17 protein-coding genes are annotated in these 18,233 nt (G+C 67.4%); 13 read left to right on the top strand and 4 right to left on the bottom strand.

Features of this window, described 5'->3' with window-relative positions; translation table 11 throughout:
* Positions 1–237 precede the first annotated feature (237 nt).
* Positions 238–4,197 carry a phosphoribosylformylglycinamidine synthase gene (gene purL, locus WNM05_RS11340; protein WP_434635103.1) on the bottom strand — a complete coding sequence of 1,320 codons (3,960 nt, stop codon included), beginning with the start codon at positions 4,195–4,197 and terminating at the stop codon, positions 238–240.
* Positions 4,198–4,343: 146 nt separating this feature from the next.
* Here purL and WNM05_RS11335 point away from each other — a divergent pair, with 146 nt between their 5' ends.
* The gene (locus WNM05_RS11335; RefSeq protein WP_101708527.1) at positions 4,344–4,682 is read left to right on the top strand and encodes a P-II family nitrogen regulator; all 339 of its coding nucleotides are present in this window, start codon (positions 4,344–4,346) and stop codon (positions 4,680–4,682) included.
* Between the two features lie 64 nt (positions 4,683–4,746).
* Here the strand turns inward: WNM05_RS11335 and WNM05_RS11330 are convergent, their stop codons facing one another.
* On the bottom strand, positions 4,747–5,541 hold the full coding sequence (locus WNM05_RS11330) for an outer membrane protein assembly factor BamD (protein ID WP_434635101.1): 795 nt from the start codon (positions 5,539–5,541) through the stop codon (positions 4,747–4,749).
* Here WNM05_RS11330 and rluD point away from each other — a divergent pair.
* The 8 genes from rluD to WNM05_RS11290 all read left to right on the top strand — a co-directional run bounded on the left by rluD (position 5,540) and on the right by WNM05_RS11290 (position 11,949).
* Entirely contained in the window at positions 5,540–6,637 is a 1,098-nt protein-coding gene (gene rluD, locus WNM05_RS11325) for a 23S rRNA pseudouridine(1911/1915/1917) synthase RluD (RefSeq protein WP_434635099.1), read from the top strand. The genes WNM05_RS11330 and rluD overlap by 2 nt on opposite strands.
* Positions 6,627–7,364 (top strand): peptidoglycan editing factor PgeF, encoded by a 738-nt coding sequence (pgeF, locus tag WNM05_RS11320; RefSeq protein WP_434635097.1) that lies wholly within the window; start codon positions 6,627–6,629, stop codon positions 7,362–7,364. Before rluD ends, pgeF begins: the two co-directional genes overlap by 11 nt.
* A 145-nt stretch (positions 7,365–7,509) precedes the next feature.
* Positions 7,510–8,382 (top strand): GNAT family N-acetyltransferase, encoded by an 873-nt coding sequence (locus WNM05_RS11315; RefSeq protein WP_434635095.1) that lies wholly within the window; start codon positions 7,510–7,512, stop codon positions 8,380–8,382.
* Positions 8,383–8,474: 92 nt separating this feature from the next.
* A complete protein-coding gene (locus WNM05_RS11310; protein WP_434635094.1) occupies positions 8,475–9,128 on the top strand; it encodes an HD domain-containing protein in 654 nt (217 codons plus the stop codon).
* A 37-nt stretch (positions 9,129–9,165) separates the two neighbouring features.
* The gene (locus tag WNM05_RS11305; protein ID WP_434635093.1) at positions 9,166–9,888 is read left to right on the top strand and encodes a metallophosphoesterase; all 723 of its coding nucleotides are present in this window, start codon (positions 9,166–9,168) and stop codon (positions 9,886–9,888) included.
* 24 nt (positions 9,889–9,912) lie between these two features.
* Positions 9,913–10,344, top strand: a complete 432-nt coding sequence (locus tag WNM05_RS11300; RefSeq protein WP_434635092.1) for a hypothetical protein — start codon at positions 9,913–9,915, stop codon at positions 10,342–10,344.
* A 53-nt stretch (positions 10,345–10,397) separates the two neighbouring features.
* Positions 10,398–10,796 (top strand): VOC family protein, encoded by a 399-nt coding sequence (locus WNM05_RS11295; RefSeq protein ID WP_434635091.1) that lies wholly within the window; start codon positions 10,398–10,400, stop codon positions 10,794–10,796.
* Between the two features lie 391 nt (positions 10,797–11,187).
* Positions 11,188–11,949 carry a class I SAM-dependent methyltransferase gene (locus tag WNM05_RS11290; RefSeq protein WP_434635090.1) on the top strand — a complete coding sequence of 254 codons (762 nt, stop codon included), beginning with the start codon at positions 11,188–11,190 and terminating at the stop codon, positions 11,947–11,949.
* Positions 11,950–11,992: 43 nt separating this feature from the next.
* Here the strand turns inward: WNM05_RS11290 and WNM05_RS11285 are convergent, their stop codons facing one another.
* Together WNM05_RS11285 and apaG are read right to left on the bottom strand one after the other, a co-directional pair.
* Positions 11,993–13,780, bottom strand: a complete 1,788-nt coding sequence (locus WNM05_RS11285) for an ABCB family ABC transporter ATP-binding protein/permease (RefSeq protein ID WP_434635088.1) — start codon at positions 13,778–13,780, stop codon at positions 11,993–11,995.
* A 174-nt stretch (positions 13,781–13,954) separates the two neighbouring features.
* Positions 13,955–14,335: a Co2+/Mg2+ efflux protein ApaG gene (gene apaG, locus WNM05_RS11280; protein ID WP_434635087.1), complete on the bottom strand. Its 381-nt coding sequence runs from the start codon at positions 14,333–14,335 to the stop codon at positions 13,955–13,957.
* A 106-nt stretch (positions 14,336–14,441) separates the two neighbouring features.
* Here apaG and rpe point away from each other — a divergent pair, with 106 nt between their 5' ends.
* The 4 genes from rpe to trpE all read left to right on the top strand — a co-directional run bounded on the left by rpe (position 14,442) and on the right by trpE (position 18,226).
* The gene (gene rpe / locus WNM05_RS11275) at positions 14,442–15,125 is read left to right on the top strand and encodes a ribulose-phosphate 3-epimerase (protein WP_434635086.1); all 684 of its coding nucleotides are present in this window, start codon (positions 14,442–14,444) and stop codon (positions 15,123–15,125) included.
* A gap of 25 nt (positions 15,126–15,150) precedes the next feature.
* The gene (locus WNM05_RS11270; RefSeq protein WP_434635085.1) at positions 15,151–15,903 is read left to right on the top strand and encodes an SDR family oxidoreductase; all 753 of its coding nucleotides are present in this window, start codon (positions 15,151–15,153) and stop codon (positions 15,901–15,903) included.
* Positions 15,904–15,961: 58 nt separating this feature from the next.
* Positions 15,962–16,630, top strand: a complete 669-nt coding sequence (locus WNM05_RS11265) for a phosphoglycolate phosphatase (RefSeq protein ID WP_434635084.1) — start codon at positions 15,962–15,964, stop codon at positions 16,628–16,630.
* Between the two features lie 129 nt (positions 16,631–16,759).
* A complete protein-coding gene (gene trpE, locus WNM05_RS11260; RefSeq protein ID WP_434635083.1) occupies positions 16,760–18,226 on the top strand; it encodes an anthranilate synthase component I in 1,467 nt (488 codons plus the stop codon).
* The last annotated feature ends 7 nt before the right edge of the window (positions 18,227–18,233 follow it).

Below are 18,233 nucleotides of genomic sequence, written 5' to 3'. Positions count from 1 at the left end.
TGTTGTTTCTGCACGGAAATGATCAGTCTCTCCGACCGACGGGAAGGGGCGGCAGTTCGCCCAGTTCCGTCAACGGATAAGAAAACGCCATAATATTGCCTTAAGCATAAAATTATCAAATTTAAATTTCTTTAGCATATTATGGATTGCAACAAATCCCGCCCGCCTCCGAAACCACGCGCGCGGGCAATGAAAAACGGGAGCCTGGGCTCCCGTTTATCCCGTCGACTCCGCTGATCAGCCTATCCAGCGCCGCGCGGTGGCGAACATGCGGTACCAGCCTCCGTTCTCGCCCCAGTCCGCCGGATGCCAGCTGTTCTGCACCGTGCGGAATACCCGCTCCGGATGCGGCATCATGATGGTGAAGCGTCCGTCCGGCGTGGTGACGCCGGTGATGCCCGCCGGGGAGCCGTTCGGATTCAGCGGATAGGTCTCGGTGGCGCGGCCGTCGAAATCGATGTAGCGCAAGGCCACCAGCGCCGCGTCCTGCGCGCCCGGCGCGAACAGCGCCCGACCCTCGCCGTGGCTGACCACCACCGGCAGCCGGCTGCCGACCATGTCGGACAGGAAGATAGACGGCGAGGCGGCGACCTCGACCATGCTGAAGCGCGCCTCGAACTGCTCCGAGGCGTTGCGGCGGAACTTCGGCCAGTGCTCTGCGCCCGGGATGATGGACGACAGATTGGACATCATCTGGCAGCCGTTGCACACGCCCAGCGCGAAGGTGTCGCCGCGGCGGAAGAAAGCCTCGAACTCGCCGCGCGCCTGCGCGTTGAACAATATGCTCTTGGCCCAGCCCTCGCCGGCGCCCAGCACGTCGCCGTAGCTGAAGCCGCCGCAGGCAGCCAGGCCCTTGAAGTCGGCGAGCCGCGCGCGGCCGGCGATGATGTCGCTCATGTGCACGTCCACCGCCTCGAAGCCGGCGCGGTCGAACGCCGCCGCCATCTCCAGCTGGCCGTTGACGCCCTGCTCGCGCAGCACGGCGATCCGCGGCCGGGCGCCGGTGGCGATGAAGGGCGCCGCCGGATCGCCATTGACGTCGAAGGACAGCTGGGCGAACAGGCCGCGCGGCTTGGCGTGGCTGCGCAGCAGCTGCTCGCTGTCGGCGCAGGCCGGATTGTCGCGCAGCCGCTGCATACGGGCGCTGGTTTCCGACCAGGCGCAGAACAGCTCGCTGCGGCTCTCGCTGAACAGGTCCTTGCCCTTGTGGCGGATCACCAGGCGGTCGTAGCCGTTGGTGCGGCCGAGCACGAACAGTTCGCGGCCGATGCCGGCCTTCATGAAGCGCGAGATGACCTCCGGCGTGTCCGCCTTCTTCACCTGCAGCACCGCGCCCAGTTCCTCGTTGAACAGCACGCGCATGATGCGGCCGTGGGTGGCGGCCTCCAGCGTAGGCTGCACGTAATCGTCGATGATGCGCTGGGTGTTCTGGCGCTCTATCACCAGTTCCTGCAGGTCGACGCTGACGCCGACATGGCCGGCGAACATCATTTCAGCCAAGGTGGCGAACAGGCCGCCGTCGGAACGGTCGTGATAGGCCAGCAGCATGTCGTCGCGCAGCAGCGACTGCATGGTGTTGAAGAAGGCCGCCAGCTGCAGCGGGCTTTCCACGTCCGGCGCGCGGCCGCTCATGTCCTTCCACACCTGGCCGTAGATCGAGCCGCCGAGGCGGCAGCGGCCATAGCCGAGGTCGATCAGGATCAGGTCGCTGTCCTTGACGTCCTTCAGTTCCGGCGTCACGGTCTTGCGCACGTCCTCGACCGGGGAGAACGCCGATATCACCAGAGACAGCGGCGCGGTGACGGCCTTCTGCTCGCCGTTCTCCTGCCACACCGTCTTCATCGACAGCGAGTCCTTGCCGACCGGGATGCTGACGCCGAGGCTCTGGCTCAGCTCGGACACCGCCTGCACGGTGCGGTACAGATTGGCGTCCTCGCCCGGATGGCCGGCCGGCGCCATCCAGTTGGCCGACAGCTTGACGTTGCCCAGATGGCCGACGAAGGCCGCGGAGATGTTGGTCAGCGCCTCGCCTATCGCCATGCGGCCGGAGGCCGGGCCGTCGAACAGCGCCGACGGCGTGCGCTCGCCCATCGCCATCGCCTCGCCGCGGTAGGTGTTGAAGCCCATCGTGGTGACCGCCACGTCGGCCACCGGCACCTGCCAGCGGCCGACCATCTGGTCGCGCGCCGTCATGCCGCCGACGCTGCGGTCGCCTATGGTGATCAGGAAGGACTTGTCGGCGACGGTCGGATGGCGCAGCACGCGGTAGGCGGTCTCGCGCAGCGGATACCTGGATGCGTCGAACACCTTCAATTCCGGCACGATGGACTTGGCGTCGCGGGTCATCCGCGGCGGCTTGCCCAGCAGCACGTCCAGCGGCATGTCCACCGGGCTGTTGCCGAAATGATCGTCGCGCACCTGCAAGCGGCCGTCGTCGGTGGCCACGCCCATCACCGCGAACGGGCAGCGCTCGCGCTCGCAGAGGGCCGCGAAGCGGTCCAGGTCCTGGGGCAGGATGGCCATCACGTAGCGCTCCTGCGCCTCGTTGGACCAGATCTGCATCGGCGTCATGCCCTTCTCTTCCAGGTGGACCTTGCGCAGCTCGAAGATCGCGCCGCGGCCGGCGTCGTTGACCAGCTCCGGGAAGGCGTTGGACAGGCCGCCGGCGCCGACGTCGTGGATGGAGACGATGGGATTGGCTTCGCCCAGCTGCCAGCAGCGGTCTATCACTTCCTGGCAGCGGCGCTCGATTTCCGGATTGCCGCGCTGCACCGAGTCGAAGTCCAGGTTTTCGCTGTTGGCGCCGGTGTCCATCGACGAGGCGGCGCCGCCGCCCAGGCCGATCAGCAGGCCCGGACCGCCCAGCTGGATCAGCAGCGCGCCTTCCGGAATCTCGTTCTTGTGGATCTGCTGCTGCTGGATGTTGCCGAGGCCGCCGGCCAGCATGATGGGCTTGTGGTAGCCGCGCATCTCGCCGCCGAACGACTGCTCGAAGGTGCGGAAATAACCGGCCAGATTCGGGCGGCCGAACTCGTTGTTGAACGCCGCGCCGCCTATCGGCCCTTCCAGCATGATCTGCAGCGCCGAGGCGATGCGGCCCGGCTTGCCGTACTCCGCCTGCTCTTCGCTATGCACCTCCCACGGCTGCTTGAAGCCGGGGATGTTCAGATTGGACACGGTGAAGCCGGTCAGGCCGGCCTTGGGCCGCGAGCCGCGCCCGGTGGCGCCCTCGTCGCGGATTTCGCCGCCGTTGCCGGTGGAGGCGCCGGGGAACGGCGCGATCGCCGTCGGGTGATTGTGCGTCTCCACCTTCATCAGGATGTCGGTGGGCTCGCTTTGATAGCCGTAGCGATGGCCGTCCGGCTGCGGGTAGAAGCGCTCGATGAAGGCGCCCTCGATCACCGAGGCGTTGTCCTTGTACGCCACCAGCGTGCCCTGCGGATTGGCCTCGTGGGTGTCGCGTATCATCCGGAACAGCGACTTGCCCTGCTCCACGCCGTCGATGATGAACTGGGCGTTGAAGATCTTGTGGCGGCAGTGCTCGGAGTTGGCCTGGGCGAACATCATCAGTTCGACGTCGCTGGGATTGCGCGCCATCCGGGTGAAGTTCTCGACCAGATACTCGACCTCGTCGTCTGACAGCGCCAGGCCCAGCGAGGCGTTGGCGGCCTCCAGCGCGGCCCTGCCGCCGCCCAGCACGTCGACGCTGGTCATAGGCTGCGGCTCGACGTGGACGAAGAGCTTGTCGGCGTCGTCCAGCGAGGACAGCACCGTTTCCGTCATCCTATCGTGCAAGAGGCCCGCCAGAATGTGGCGAGCCTCTTTACTTAAAGATTTATCGGCGGACTTGATTCGGAAAGCCGTGCCGCGTTCGATTCGTCGGATATTCGGCAATCCGCAATGCCTTGCGATGTCGGTGGCCTTCGACGCCCATGGCGACAAGGTGCCCAGACGCGGCGTCACCAGGAACAATTCGCCGTGCGGCTCCGCGCTCAGCGGCGCCTCTCCGTAGCTGAGCAGCTGGCCCAGCACGCCGACTTCCTCCAGCGTCAGCTCGCGGTCGCTCTCGGCGAAATGCCAGTGTTCGGCGGTCAGCACGAGATCCTTCAGCCCGGCTTCGGCCGCTGCCGCCTGCAGTTTTTCGAGACGGAACGGCGACAGGGCGACGCCACCGCGCAGCTTGGTAATGTAAGACATAGACACCCGCGACAAGTACCAGGAAAGGGCGTCATAATACAGCAAAACATCGCCGCATTTAAGGCGGAACAGGACATTCCGCTCGTAATGCGGCAATTTTCGCATTTTATCCGAACATCATCAGATCCAACCGGGAGCATTGCGCAATGAAAAAGGTGGAAGCCGTCATCAAGCCGTTCAAGCTGGACGAGGTGCGCGAGGCGCTGTCCGAGATCGGCATCAACGGCCTTACCGTGTCCGAGGTCAAGGGCTTCGGCCGTCAGAAAGGCCATACCGAGCTGTACCGCGGCGCGGAATACGTCGTCGATTTCCTGCCCAAGGTGAAGATAGAGGTGATCCTGCCGGACGATCTGGTCGACCGCGCGATCGACACCATCGTCGCCGCCGCCCGCACCGGCAAGATAGGCGACGGCAAGATCTTCGTCATCCCGGTCGAACAAGTGGTGCGCATCCGCACCGGCGAGACCAACGAACAGGCGATCTGAGAGCCTGCCGGCCAAATGAAAAGCCGCCCGGTGGGGCGGCTTGCTCGCGCGCGTCAGGCCGCGCCTACTTCCACAGCTTCCACCACGGCATTTCGCCGGGCTGCCACGGCTTGGCCAGATACTGGCTCTTCGGATAGTTCAGCGCCAGCACGCGGCGGGCGTCGTCGCGCAGCTGCGGCATCTGCAGCTTGTCGTAGGCCGCCACCAGGATGGCCAGCGCCTCTTCCTGGTACTTCGTGTTGGAGAAGTCCTTGACCACGCCCTGGGCGCGGTTGGCCGCCGCCAGATAGGCGCCGCGCTTCATGTAGTAGCGCGCCACATGCATCTCGTTGCCGCCCAGCGCGTCGACCAGCTTGCTCATCTTGGCGCGCGCGTCCGGCGCGTAGGTGCTGTTCGGGAAACGGCTGGTCAGTTCGCGGAAGGCGGCGAACGCCTCGCGCGCGGCGCGCGGGTCCCGCTCGCTCATGTCCTGGCCGGCCCATTTGGCCAGCAGGCCGGAATCGTCGTTGAAATACACCAGCCCCTTCAGATAATAGATGTAGTCGAGGTTCGGGTGCGTCGGGTGCAGCTTGATGAAGCGGTCGGCCGCGGCGATGGCCTGCTCCGGCTCGCCGTCCTTGTAATGGGTGTAGGCCAGGTCCATCTGGGCCTGCTGGGCGTAGCGGCCGTAAGGGAAACGGGACTCCAGCGTTTCATAGAGCTTGACAGCGCGGGTATAATTGCCGCTGTTCAACTCGTCGTGAGCTTCCGCGTACAGTTTTTCCACCGGCCAGCCGCGCGTTTCGTCGTAGGGCTCCGTGGAGGCACATCCGGCAAGCCCCACCATCACCAACATTGCTGCAACAACGTATCTTTTCATGACTGATCCTTACATTGACCCGGACGATTATAGCGACATCTCGGAAAACGAGGTATCCGCCACGCAACATCTCGAAGTGCCGCTCTCGCTGTGCGGTGAGCGACTCGACGCGGTGCTGGCCAAATTGCTGCCGGATTACTCCCGCAGCAGGCTGACGCAATGGATCAAGGACGGCCAGGTCACGGTGGACGGCCAGGTGCTTGCGCCCAAGACCAAAATGCTCGGCGGCGAGAAGCTGGAAGTCCTGCTGCAACAGACGAACGAGGAAATGGCTTTCCAGCCGGAGGCGATGGATCTGCCCATCGTTTTCGAGGACGAGCACATCATCGTCATCAACAAGCCGGCCGGCCTGGTCGTGCATCCGGCGGCCGGCAACTGGAGCGGCACGCTGCTGAACGGCCTGCTGCACCACTGCCCGTCGCTGGCCCAGGTGCCGCGTGCCGGCATCGTGCACCGGCTGGACAAGGACACCTCGGGCCTGATGGTGGTGGCCAAGACCCTGCCGGCGCAGACCGAGCTGGTGCGCCAGCTGCAGGCGCGCAGCGTCAAGCGCGTCTATCGCGCGATCGCCGACGGCGTCGTGCCGTTCGACGGCACGATAGACGCCAATATCGGCCGCGATCCGAACAACCGCCTGAAAATGGCGGTGCTGAAGTTCGGCGGCAAGCCGGCCATCACCCACCTGCGGGTGCTGGAACGCTACGCCAGCCACTCCTACGTCGAGTGCAAGCTGGAAACCGGCCGCACCCACCAGATCCGCGTCCACATGCGCGAGGCCGGCCATCCGCTGGCCGGTGATCCGGTGTACGGCAATGTGCGCCACAAGATGGACGAGGACGCCGCCGCCGCGGTCAAGACGCTGGGCCGGCAGGCGCTGCACGCCTACGCGCTGGCGCTGGTGCATCCGGCCTCCGGCGAGCAGCGCAGCTGGCGGGCGCCGCTGCCCGACGATTTCCGCCGGCTGCTGGACCTGCTGCGCGGCGACGGCGCGGTGGCCGACGAACAGGCCTTCGCCCACGCCGACGGCGAGGACGACGAGGACTGGGACGACGACGATGAGGACGATGGCGACATCGAGGTGATCTATGCCCGCTGAGGACTGGATCGCCGCCGACTGGCCGGCCCCGGCCACGGTGAAGACGCTGATCACCACCCGTTCGGGCGGCGTCAGCCTGCCGCCGTACGCCAGCCTGAACCTCGGCGCCCATGTCGGCGACGAGCCCGGCCATGTCGCGGCCAACCGCGCGCGGCTGCGCGACGAGCTGCCGGCCGAGCCGGCCTGGCTCAATCAGGTGCACGGCACCGCCGTCGTCGACGCGGCGGCCGTCGGCGCCTCCGCGCCCGACGCCGACGCCAGCTTCGCCCGCGCGCCCGGCGCGGTGTGCGCGGTGATGACGGCCGACTGCCTGCCGCTGCTGCTGTGCGACGACGCCGGCTCCATGGTGGCCGCCGTCCACGCCGGCTGGCGCGGGCTCTGCGACGGCGTCATCGAGGCCGCCGTCGCCGCCGCCGGCGCGCCGCCGGCGACGCTGATGGCCTGGCTGGGCCCGGCCATCGGCCCGGACGCCTTCGAAGTCGGCGCCGAGGTGCGCCAGGCCTTCGTCGAGCGCGACGCCGCCGCCGCGGCCGCCTTCGTCGACATAGACGGCGGCAAATACCTGGCCGACCTCTACGCGCTGGCGCGGCTGCGCCTGGCCGGACTCGGCGTCGACCGCGTCTACGGCGGCGATTTCTGCACCGTGATCGACCGCGACCGCTTCTTCTCCTACCGCCGCGACCGCGTCACCGGCCGCATGGCCTCGCTGATCTGGCTGGAAGACTGAGCTCATCCCCGCCCCGCCGCCCGGCGGGGTGTTTGTTTTCGCCTACGCCCGGACCGCTCCGGCCGGCATTTTGCGCGCGCCGCATTGACCTCGGCCGGCGGCGCGGACATCATCATCCGATCCACCCTCACCTTTCGCCGTCGCAATGGACATCAGCACGCTGGATTGCCTGACCCCCGCCGATCTGCATGGCTGCTTTCTCGAAGCGTTCAGCGATTACGTGGTGCCGGCCCAGCCCAGCCTCGGCCAGCTGGCCTTCATGCTGCGCCGCCGCGGCTGGGAGCCGGGGCTCAGCGCCGGCGTCTGGCTGGACAAGCGGCTGGTCGGCTTCTGGCTGTGCGCGGCGCCGGACATCGACGGCGAGGCCGAGGGATATTGCATCGCCGCCGGCGTCGCCCCGCCCGCGCGCCGGCGTGGGGCGCTGACCGCGATGGCCGCGCGGGTCGAAAGCCTGCTGTCCGCACGCGGCATACGCCGCCAGCGGCTGGAGGTGATAGACGGCAATCTGCGCGCGCAACAGGCCTACGCCGCACTGGGCTTCGCGCCGTTGCGCCAGCTGGACTGCTACCAGATCCAGACGCCGATAGCCGCCGGCGGCGACTGGCCGGTCACGGTGCACGCCGGCTACCGGCCGCAGGACTGGCCGCCGGACGCCGGCCTCGCCTATCCGCCGGCCGTGCCCAACCGCCGCGAGTCGCTGCTGCGGGCCGATCCGCCGCCCCGCTGGCTCACCGTGCGCCGCGACGGCGACCTGCTCGGCTCGCTGCTGATGTCGCCGGACGGGGAAGTCGCCGAGCTGACGGTCAGGCCGGACTGCCGCCGCCGCGGCATCGCCAGCCGGCTGCTGCACGCCGGCCAGATGCTGGCCAGCGGCGGGCGGCTCAGCTTCAACAATGTGGACAACCGCGACCTGGCGCTGCTGCGCCTGCTGCTGAAGCACCGGGCCGGCTACCGGCTGTCGCAGTGGGAGATGTTGAAGGACGCCGCCGCCGAAGACGGCATTCGGCCCGACCGGTGATAAAATGAAAGGGTAGCCGGCGCGCGCTCCGCCGGCATCGAACACGCATCAACCAGCCGCCCCGCGCGGCGCAAAAACCGGTCACAGCCCCCATGCATCGACAGCAACAGAACGAATGGCAGCAAAGGCTGATCGCCTTGCTGGAACAACAACCGCCGGACGACGACGGCGCGCACGATCTCAGCCACCTGCACCGGGTGTGGGCGGTGGCGCGCCAGCTGCTGGAAAGCCACCCGGAAGCCGATCCGCTGGTGGTGATGGCCGGCAGCTATCTGCACGACCTGGTCAACCTGCCGAAAAACCATCCGCAACGCCATCAGGCCTCGCGCTGGTCGGCCGAACGCGCGCGCCAGCTGCTGGCCGGCAGCGGCCTCACCGGCGAGCAGCTGGACAATCTGGCCCACGCGATCGAGGCTCACAGCTACTCGGCGGCGATCACGCCGCGCACGCTGGAGGCCAAGATCGTGCAGGACGCCGACCGGATGGACGCGCTGGGCCCGGTGGGCCTGGCCAGGATGTTCTACGTTTCCGGCCGCATGGGACGCGCGCTGGCCCATCCGCTGGATCCGCTGGGCGAACAGCGCGGCCTGGACGACCAGGCCTGGGCGATAGACCATATCGACGTCAAGCTGGCCCGGCTGCCCGGCATGATGCAGACCGAGGCCGGCCGGGCGATGGCGGAGCGGAAGCTGCAATGGCTGCTCCATTTCCGCGACGAATTCTGCCGGGACTGGCTGGCGCGCTGAGCGCCCCGCCCCGGCCATAAGCACTGGACGGCCCGAGATGATGATACGCAAACTGCCGCGCAACATCGAAGGCCGGGACTGGGCCGTCGGCGACCTACACGGCTGCTTCGCCCAGCTGCGCCGCCTGCTGAACATCATCGCCTTCAATCCGGCCCGCGACCGGCTGCTGTCGGTCGGCGACCTGGTGGACCGCGGCCCCGACAGCGCGCTGGCGACGGAGTGGCTGGCCCAGCCGTGGTTCCACGCCGTGCGCGGCAATCACGAGCAGATGGCGCTCGACGCCGTGCACAATCCGCTTCAGGACCGCGAGCGCCATCTGCGCAACGGCGGACGCTGGCTGGACGAGCTGACCGTATCCGAGCGCGCCGCCTGCGTCGACGCGCTGGAGCGCTTGCCGCTGGCCCTGGAAGTCGAGGTGGAAGGCGGCAGGATGGGCATCGTGCACGCCGACTGCCCCGACAACGACTGGGACGCGCTGGCGGCGCGGCTGGAAGCCGGCGCCGCCAGCGAACGCGACCTCGAAGTGCTGCTGTGGTCGCGCGAGCGCGTGCTCAACGGCGGCGGCGGCCATGTCGCCGGCGTCGACCTGCTGCTGACCGGACACACGCCGCAGGAGCGCGCCGTGCTGTACGACAACGTGATGCATCTGGACACCGGCGCCGTCTACGGCGGCAAGCTGACGATGTTCTGCCTGAACGACCTCGTCGAAGTCTCGCTGCCGGCCAGCTTCGAACAACTGGCCCAGTTCCAGCTGCATTAGACGGCGGCCGCCGCCGCCGTTAGAATGCGCGCTCCGCAGACCAAGGACGCCACGATGGCCGAGCGCAACAAGAAAACCGCCACCAAGCCCGGACAACAGCAGCGCCGCGCAGACGAGCAGCGCTACGCCCAGGCCGAACAGGCCTGCCGCCAGTTGATGAGCCTGCTGGACGCGCTGGCCGCCGAGGGCCGGCTGGACGGCAAGGAAACCGCCGCCCAATACCTGAACTCCACCCGCGCCTATTACCGCCGCATCCGCAACGGCAAGGTGATGGGGCCCGCCGACTTCACCGCCGCCGCGGAAGTCTGCGCCTGTGCCCACCGCGCGCTGGCCGCGCTGGACCCGGCGCTGGCCTTCTCCGGCCTGCCCCAGGCAGACGCGCTGGGCGAGGCCCTGCGCCTGGGCGCGCTGGTGATCGCCGAAATGAAGCGGATCAAGGCCGGCAAGGCTGGCTGAGAGCCGATCCGCATGGCATGATGCAGGCATCGCGAAACCGAGGTCCCATCGCCATGTACAAGCACATACCGCATCTGCGCATAGCCCGACCGGTCAGCAATCTGAATCTCAGCAAGGCCATGTATTGCGAGGGACTGAACCTGCAGGTGCTGGGCAGCTTCCGCGACCACGACGGCTTCGACGGCGTGATGCTGGGCCTGCCCGGCGCCGGCTATCACCTGGAGTTCGTCGTCAGCCACCGCCATCCGGTATCGCCCTCTCCGACGGCGGAAGACCTGCTGGTGCTCTATCTGCCGGACCACGCCGAGTGGGAGGCCGCCTGCGCCTGCATGCGCGCCGCCGGCTTCGCACAGCAGCCGGCCGCCAATCCGTACTGGAACGCGCACGGCGCCACCTTCGTCGATCCCGACGGCTACCGCACCGTGCTGCAGAACGCCAAGACCCCGCTGTAAGCTATTGAGCCGAAAGGGCAGCGTGTTGACAAACCGTCGACGCATCGCCGACAATCGCCCCCTTTCCCCCGATAGATGGTTCCGACCATGACGCCCCTTTACGCCTCGGATCAGCGAGTGACCCGAGCGCGCTCCGCGCAACAGCTTGCGATGAAGCATTGCCCGGAGCCCGACGCGGGAGCCTGAGCTTCCCACCCATTCATCGCCACGCAGACTGGACGCATCCCGCACACGGGAGGCGCGACGGCGGCCGTGGCGACTGACAAGACGGGGCCGCCGATGATGATTCATCGGCGGCCCCGTCGTTTATGCCGTCCGCCGACGGCCTTCCAAGCGAGCCGGGTCCGCCCCGCTCGCTTTTTTCATTTCCGCGCCCGCGGAGCTACCTTGAATGTATCGAAAGAAAGACGACACCATGTCCCAGAACATCTACGACGATCCGAAGTTTTTCGACGGCTACGCCCGGCTGCCTCGCTCGCAACTGGGCCTGGACGGCGCGCCGGAATGGCCGGCGCTCAGAGCCATGCTGCCCGATCTCGCCGGCGCCGCCGTCGCCGACCTCGGCTGCGGTTACGGCTGGTTCTGCCGCTACGCCCGCGAGGCCGGCGCGGCCGAGGTGCTCGGCATAGAGCTGTCGGAAAAGATGCTGGCCCGCGCCCGCGAGCTGACCGCCGACGCCGGCATACGCTACCTGCAGGGCGATCTCGAACGACTGTCGCTGCCCGAGCAGAGCCTGGACCTGGTCTACAGCTCCCTGACCTTGCACTACCTGCCCGAGCTCGGCCCGCTGCTGGCCACCGTCCACCGCGCGCTGAAGCCGGGCGGCTGGCTGGTCTTCTCGACCGAGCACCCGATACACACCTGCCCGAGCCGGCAGCAATGGGTGGCCGACGACGACGGCCGGCGATCCTGGGCCGTCAACGGCTACCAGGCGGAGGGCCGGCGCCTCAGCAACTGGCTGGCCGACGGCGTGGTCAAATACCACCGCACGCTGGGGACGACGCTGAACGCGCTGATCGCCGCCGGCTTCGCGCTGCGCCATGTCGACGAATGGGGTCCCGGCCCGGAGCTGATCGCCGCGCGGCCCGAACTGGCCGAGGAAGCGGAACGGCCGATGCTGGTGCTGGTCTCCGCGCAGAAGGCGGCGCGATGAGAAACGCCCGGCGTCGCCGGGCGTTTTCGGCTAGCCGCGGCCCCTAGCCGGCCATCGCCTCGCTCTGCTGCTGCAGCCGCCACATCTCGGCGTAGCGGCCGTCCAGGTCCAGGAGCTCGCGGTGGCGGCCCTGCTCCACCACCCGGCCGGCGTCCAGCACCAGGATGCGGTCGGCGTCGACGATGGTGGACAGCCGGTGGGCGACGATCAGCGTCGTGCGGTTGGCGGAGATCGCGGCCAGCTCGCGCTGTATCGCCTTCTCGGTGCGCGAATCCAGCGCGCTGGTCGCCTCGTCGAAGATCAGGATAGGCGGATTCTTCAGGATGGTGCGGGCGATCGCCACCCGCTGCTTCTCGCCGCCGGACAGCTTCAGGCCGCGCTCGCCGACCATGGTGTCGTAGCCGTCCGGCAGGCTGCTGACGAAATCGTGGATGTGGGCCGAGCGCGCCGCCTCGATCACCTCCTCGCGCGTCGCGCCCGGCTTGCCGTAGGCGATGTTGTAGTAGACGGTGTCGTTGAACAGCACCGTGTCCTGCGGCACGATGCCGATGTGGGCGCGCAGCGAGTCCTGCGTCAGCGAGCGTATGTCCTCGCCGTTGATCGTCACGGCGCCGGCGCCGACGTCGTAGAAGCGGAACAGGAGCCGCGACAGCGTGGACTTGCCGGCGCCGCTGGCGCCGACCACCGCCAGCGTCTGGCCGGCCGGTATCGTGAAATCGACGTCGTGCAGTATCTGCCGCTTGGCCTCGTAGCAGAAGCCGACGCGCTCGAAGCGTATCTCCGCGTCGCGGGTGGCCAGCGCCTTGGCGTCCGGCGCGTCCGCCACTTCCAGATCGACGGCCAGCAGCTTGAACATGCGCTCGATGTCGGCCAGCGAATGCTTGATCTCGCGATAGACGAAACCGAGGAAGTTCAGCGGCGCGTACAGCTGGGTGATGAAGGTGGCGACCAGCACGACGTCGCCGACCGTCATCCGGTGCGCCACCACGTCGCGCGCCGCCAGCACCATCACCACGGTGACGCCGATGGCGATGATGGCGGCCTGTCCGGCGTTCAACAGCGACAGCGAGACCTGGTTCTTGATCGCCGACGCCTCCCAGGCCTCCAGATTGCGATCGTAGCGCCTGGACTCGTACTCCTCGTTGTTGAAGTATTTGACCGTCTCGTAGTTCAGCAAGGCGTCTATCGCCTTGGAATTGGCCTTGGAGTCCAGATCGTTCATCGTGCGGCGGTAGACGGTGCGCCATTCGGTCACCAGCAGCGTGAACGCGATGTACAGGCCTATCGTGCCCAGCGTCACCAGCGCGAACTGCCAGGAATAGCGGTGCAGCAGTATCGCCGTCACCATGCCGATCTCCAGCAGCGTCGGCAGGATGTTGAACACGGTGAAGTTCAGCAGAAAGCCTATGCCCTTGGTGCCGCGCTCGATGTCGCGGCTCATGCCGCCGGTGTGCCGCTCTAGATGGAAGCGCAGCGACAGGCGGAACAGATGCCGGAACACATTGCGCGCCACGCTGCGCACCGCCCCCTGGATCACGCGGGCGAACACCGCGTCGCGCAGCTCGCCCAGCACGCCGGACAGCAGCCGGGCGACGCCGTAGCCGGTCAGGGCCAGCACCGGCACCGCCAGCAGCGTGGCCGGCACCGACAATTGATCGACGATGTCCTTCAGATACAGCGGCACGGTGACCGCCGCCACCTTGGCCAACACCATGCAGGCCAGCGCCAGGATGACCCGCCATTTGAACGCCCACAGATAGGGCAGCAATGTCTTGATCGTTTGCCAGTCGTGCCGGCCGGCCGGAGCCGGGCCGCTATGGGTGATGCGCATAAAAAGGTTTGCCTGTGACTCGGGTCTGTCCCACAGTGAAGAGAGCTTCACTCGCCAAGGGACGGACATCATGTGGATTCTGTTGCTGGAAGCGCTGGGCGCCGGCGCGCTCGCCACCTTCATCGTCTGGTGGACCTGGCCGCGCGACGACAAGGACCCATCCTGTAAACGCGATTAGTGCAGCACCCTCGGCGCCACCAGCGTCATCTCGGGGATTTCGGCCTCGAAGCGCCTGCCGTCGTCGGCCACCAGCTGATAGCAGCCCTTCATGCTGCCGTACGGCGTTTTCAGATGGGTGGCGCTGGAATACTCGAAGGCCTGGCCCGGTGCCAGGTGCGGCTGTTCGCCGACGACGCCCATGCCGCGCACCTCCTGCACCTGCTGGTTGGCGTCGGTGATGATCCAGTGGCGGCTGACCAGCTGCGCCGGCTCGCTGCCGGTATTGGTGATGCGGACACGGTAGCCGAACACGTAGATGTCGTTGGCCACGCTGGACTGTTCGGCGATGTATTGCGGCTCGGCCTCCACCGCCATCTGATAGGTCTTGTCGGCCATTGCGGCTCCTTCTGGATAGGTCTGGCTTTCATTTTATCCGGCCAAACCGTTTTTGGCGCGGTAGAATGCCCGGCATTCCTCGTTTATCGATGTCAGAGCAATCGCCATGCGCACTTTCCGTATCGCCCCCAGCATTCTGTCCGCCGATTTCGCCCGCCTGGGCCAGGAAGTCAGCGATGTCGTCGCCGCCGGCGCCGACATCATCCACTTCGACGTGATGGACAACCACTACGTCCCCAACCTGACCATGGGTCCGATGTTCTGCGAGGCGATCCGGCCCCACAGCAGCGCGCCGATAGACGTGCACCTGATGGTCAAGCCGGTGGACGCGCTGGCCGCCGCCTTCGCCAAGGCCGGCGCCGACATCATCACCTTCCACCCGGAAGGTTCGGAACACATAGACCGCACGCTGGGTCTGATCAAGGACGCCGGCTGCAAGGCCGGCCTGGTGTTCAACCCGGCCACGCCGCTCTCCTACCTGGACCATGTGATGGATAAGCTGGACATGATATTGATCATGTCGGTGAACCCCGGCTTCGGCGGACAATCGTTCATTCCGCACGCGCTGGAGAAGATCAGGCAAGTCCGACGCCGCATCGACGAGCACACCGCCAGGCACGGCGGCGAGATCTGGCTGGAAGTGGACGGCGGCGTCAAGGTCGACAATATCGCCCAGGTGGCCGCCGCCGGCGCCGACACCTTTGTCGCCGGTTCCGCCATCTACGGGCAGAAGGACTACAAGGCCGTGATAGACGCGATGCGCGCCGAGCTGGCCCGCGTCCCGTCCTGAGCGCATCAAACAAAGGGGTAAGGCCATGCATGCATTCATCGTCACCGGCGCCTCGCGCGGCCTCGGTTACGCCCTCTGCCAGACGCTGCTCGACGACGGCTATTTCGTCGTCGGCATCGCCCGCAACGCCGGCCCGGCGCTCGAAGGCCTGGCCGCCCGCCATCCCGAGCGGCTGCTGGCCGTCAACGCCGACCTGTCCGACGCCGGACAGGCCGCCGCCTCGGTCCGCACCGCGCTGCAGCAACTGCCGCTGCCGGAATGCGCGACGATCACGCTGATCAACAACGCCGGCGTGGTCACGCCCATCGCCCAGGCCGGCCATTACCCGGCCGACGAGGTGGTCAAGGCCGTCGCCATCAACGTCACCGCGCCGCTGCTGGCCACCGACGCGCTGCTGTCCGCCACCGGAGGCCTGCCGGCGCGCCGCCGCGTGCTGAACATCTCGTCCGGCGCCGCCGCCAAGGCCTATCCGGGCTGGAGCGTCTACTGCGCGACCAAGGCCGCGCTCGATCATTTCAGCCGCAGCGCGGCCGTCGAACAGGAGGGCGCGGCCAATCCGGCGCGCGTCGTCGCGCTGTACCCGGGCGTCGTCGACACCGACATGCAGAGCAGCATCCGCGGCAGCGACGAAGTCCAGTTCCCGCAGAAGGCCCGCTTCGACGCGCTGAAGGCCGACGGCGCGCTGAGCAGCCCGGCCGACGCCGCGCGCAAGATCGTCGACCATCTGGTATCGCCCGACTTCGGCCGGCAGTCCGTCGTCGACATCCGCGAGCTATAGGCTTCCCGCATCCCCTACTCCGCCGCGGCCCGCCGGCCGCGGCAGACAAAGCAGACACATGAATCTCAAGCATATCAAAGCCGTCGCCTTCGACCTGGACGGCACCCTTGTCGACTCCATCCCCGATCTCGCCGGCGCCGCCAACGCGATGCGCGCCCACCTGGGCCTGCCGCCGCTGGATCCCGAACGAATCAAGAGCCACGTCGGCGACGGCATCGCCAGCCTGGTCCACCGCGCGATCACCGACGAGCGCCACGCCGAGGCCGACGGCCCGCTGTGGGAGCGCGGCTACCGCTTCTTCATCCAGCATTACCGCGAGCACCTGACCGACCATACCGCCGTCTACCCCGGCGTCCGCGACGGCCTCTCCCTGCTGCGCGCCCTCCAGCTGCCGCTGGTGATGATCACCAACAAATCCGAACGGCTGGCCGTGCCGCTGGCCGAGCAGCTGGGCTTGCGCGACCACTTCAGCCTGATCGTCGGCGGCGACACGCTGCCGGAGAAGAAGCCGTCGGCGCTGCCGCTCTTGCATTGCTGCCAGGTGCTGGGCATCCAGCCACAGGAGCTGGCGATGGTCGGCGACTCCGCCAACGACGTGGCAGCCGCCCGCGCCGCCGGCAGCGCGGCCGTCGCCGTGGCCTACGGCTACGCCGACGCGTCCACGCTGGGCGCGGACCTGACGGTGGCCAGTCTTGCCGAGCTGTACGATTTGATGAAGAATGGCTGACACTCGGTAAGCAACAAGGAATTCGACCGCCCATGGCTTTTCTTCCCTGCCCCGCCAGCTGGCGATGGCGTCGCCCGGAGCACGCCCCGCACGACCCCGCCCGAACTGACACGACACAGGAAGAAACGCATGCAAGCGCAAGAATTTGACCGCCTGGCCGCCGCCGGCTACAACCGCATCCCCGTCACCCAGCAGCTGCTGGCCGATCTGGACAGCCCGCTGTCCATCTATCTGAAGCTGGCCAATCAGCCGTACAGCTATCTGCTGGAATCGGTGGTCGGCGGCGAACGCCACGGCCGCTACTCCATCATCGGCCTGCCGGCCGACACCCGGCTGCGCGTCAGCGGCCAGCGGGTGCAGGTCGAATGCGGCGACAAGGTGATAGAGCGCCACGACGGCGACCCGCTGGCCTTCATCGAGGCGTTCCAACAGCGCTTCCGCATCCCCGAGCTGCCCGGCCTCCCGCGTTACTCCGGCGGCCTGGTCGGCTATTTCGGCTACGACACCATACGCTATATCGAGCGCCGCCTGGCCGACACCCGCAAACCGGACCCGGTGGGCACGCCGGACATCCTGCTGATGCTGTCCGAGGAGATCGCCGTGGTGGACAATCTGTCCGGCAAGCTCCACCTGGTGGTCTACGCCGACCCGGAAGTGCCCAACGCGCTGCAGAAGGCCGAGGCGCGGCTGGCCCAGCTGCGCGCCAAGCTGCGCGAACCGCTGACCATCCCGCTGTCGCTGCCGCTGCCGCACGACGGCGAGGCGGTGTCGGAATACGGCGAGGAAGCGTTCAAGGAGGCCGTGTCGGCCTGTCAGCGCTACATCCACGACGGCGACATCATGCAGGTGGTGCTGGCCCAGCGGATGCAGCAGCCCTATCACGGCTCGCCGATCGCGCTGTACCGCGCGCTGCGCAACCTCAATCCGTCGCCGTACATGTTCTTCTACCACTTCGACGACTTCCACGTGGTCGGCGCGTCGCCGGAGATCCTGGTGCGCCGCGACGGCGAAATCGCGACCGTGCGCCCGATCGCCGGCACCCGCCCGCGCGGCCAGACCCGCGAGCAGGACGAGGCGCTGGCCGAGGAATTGCTGGCCGATCCGAAGGAAATCGCCGAGCACGTGATGCTGATGGATCTGGGCCGCAACGACATCGGCCGCGTCGCCGACGTCGGCAGCGTCAAGATCACCGACAATATGGCGATCGAGCGCTATTCCCACGTGATGCACATCGTGTCCAACGTCGAGGGCCGGGTCGGCCGCGAAGTCGGCAATATCGACGTGATCAAGGCCACCTTCCCCGCCGGCACGCTGTCCGGCGCGCCCAAGGTCAGGGCGATGCAGATCATAGACGAATTCGAGCCGACCAAGCGCGGCGTCTACGGTGGCGCCGTCGGTTATCTGGGCTTCAACGGCGACATGGACCTCGCCATCGCCATCCGCACCGCGGTGCTGAAGAACGGCATGCTCTACGTGCAGTCCGGCGCCGGCATCGTCGCCGACTCGGTGCCGGAATCGGAATGGCTGGAAACCCAGAACAAGGCCCGCGCGGTGCTGCGCGCCGCGCAAATGGTGCGCGACGGGCTCGATGCCTGAACTCTTG

This window comes from Chromobacterium sp. CV08, assembly GCF_051129845.1.
Lineage (GTDB): Bacteria > Pseudomonadota > Gammaproteobacteria > Burkholderiales > Chromobacteriaceae > Chromobacterium.
The sequence above is the reverse complement of the archived record's forward strand: the minus strand, read 5'-3'. Positions and strand labels throughout refer to the sequence as shown.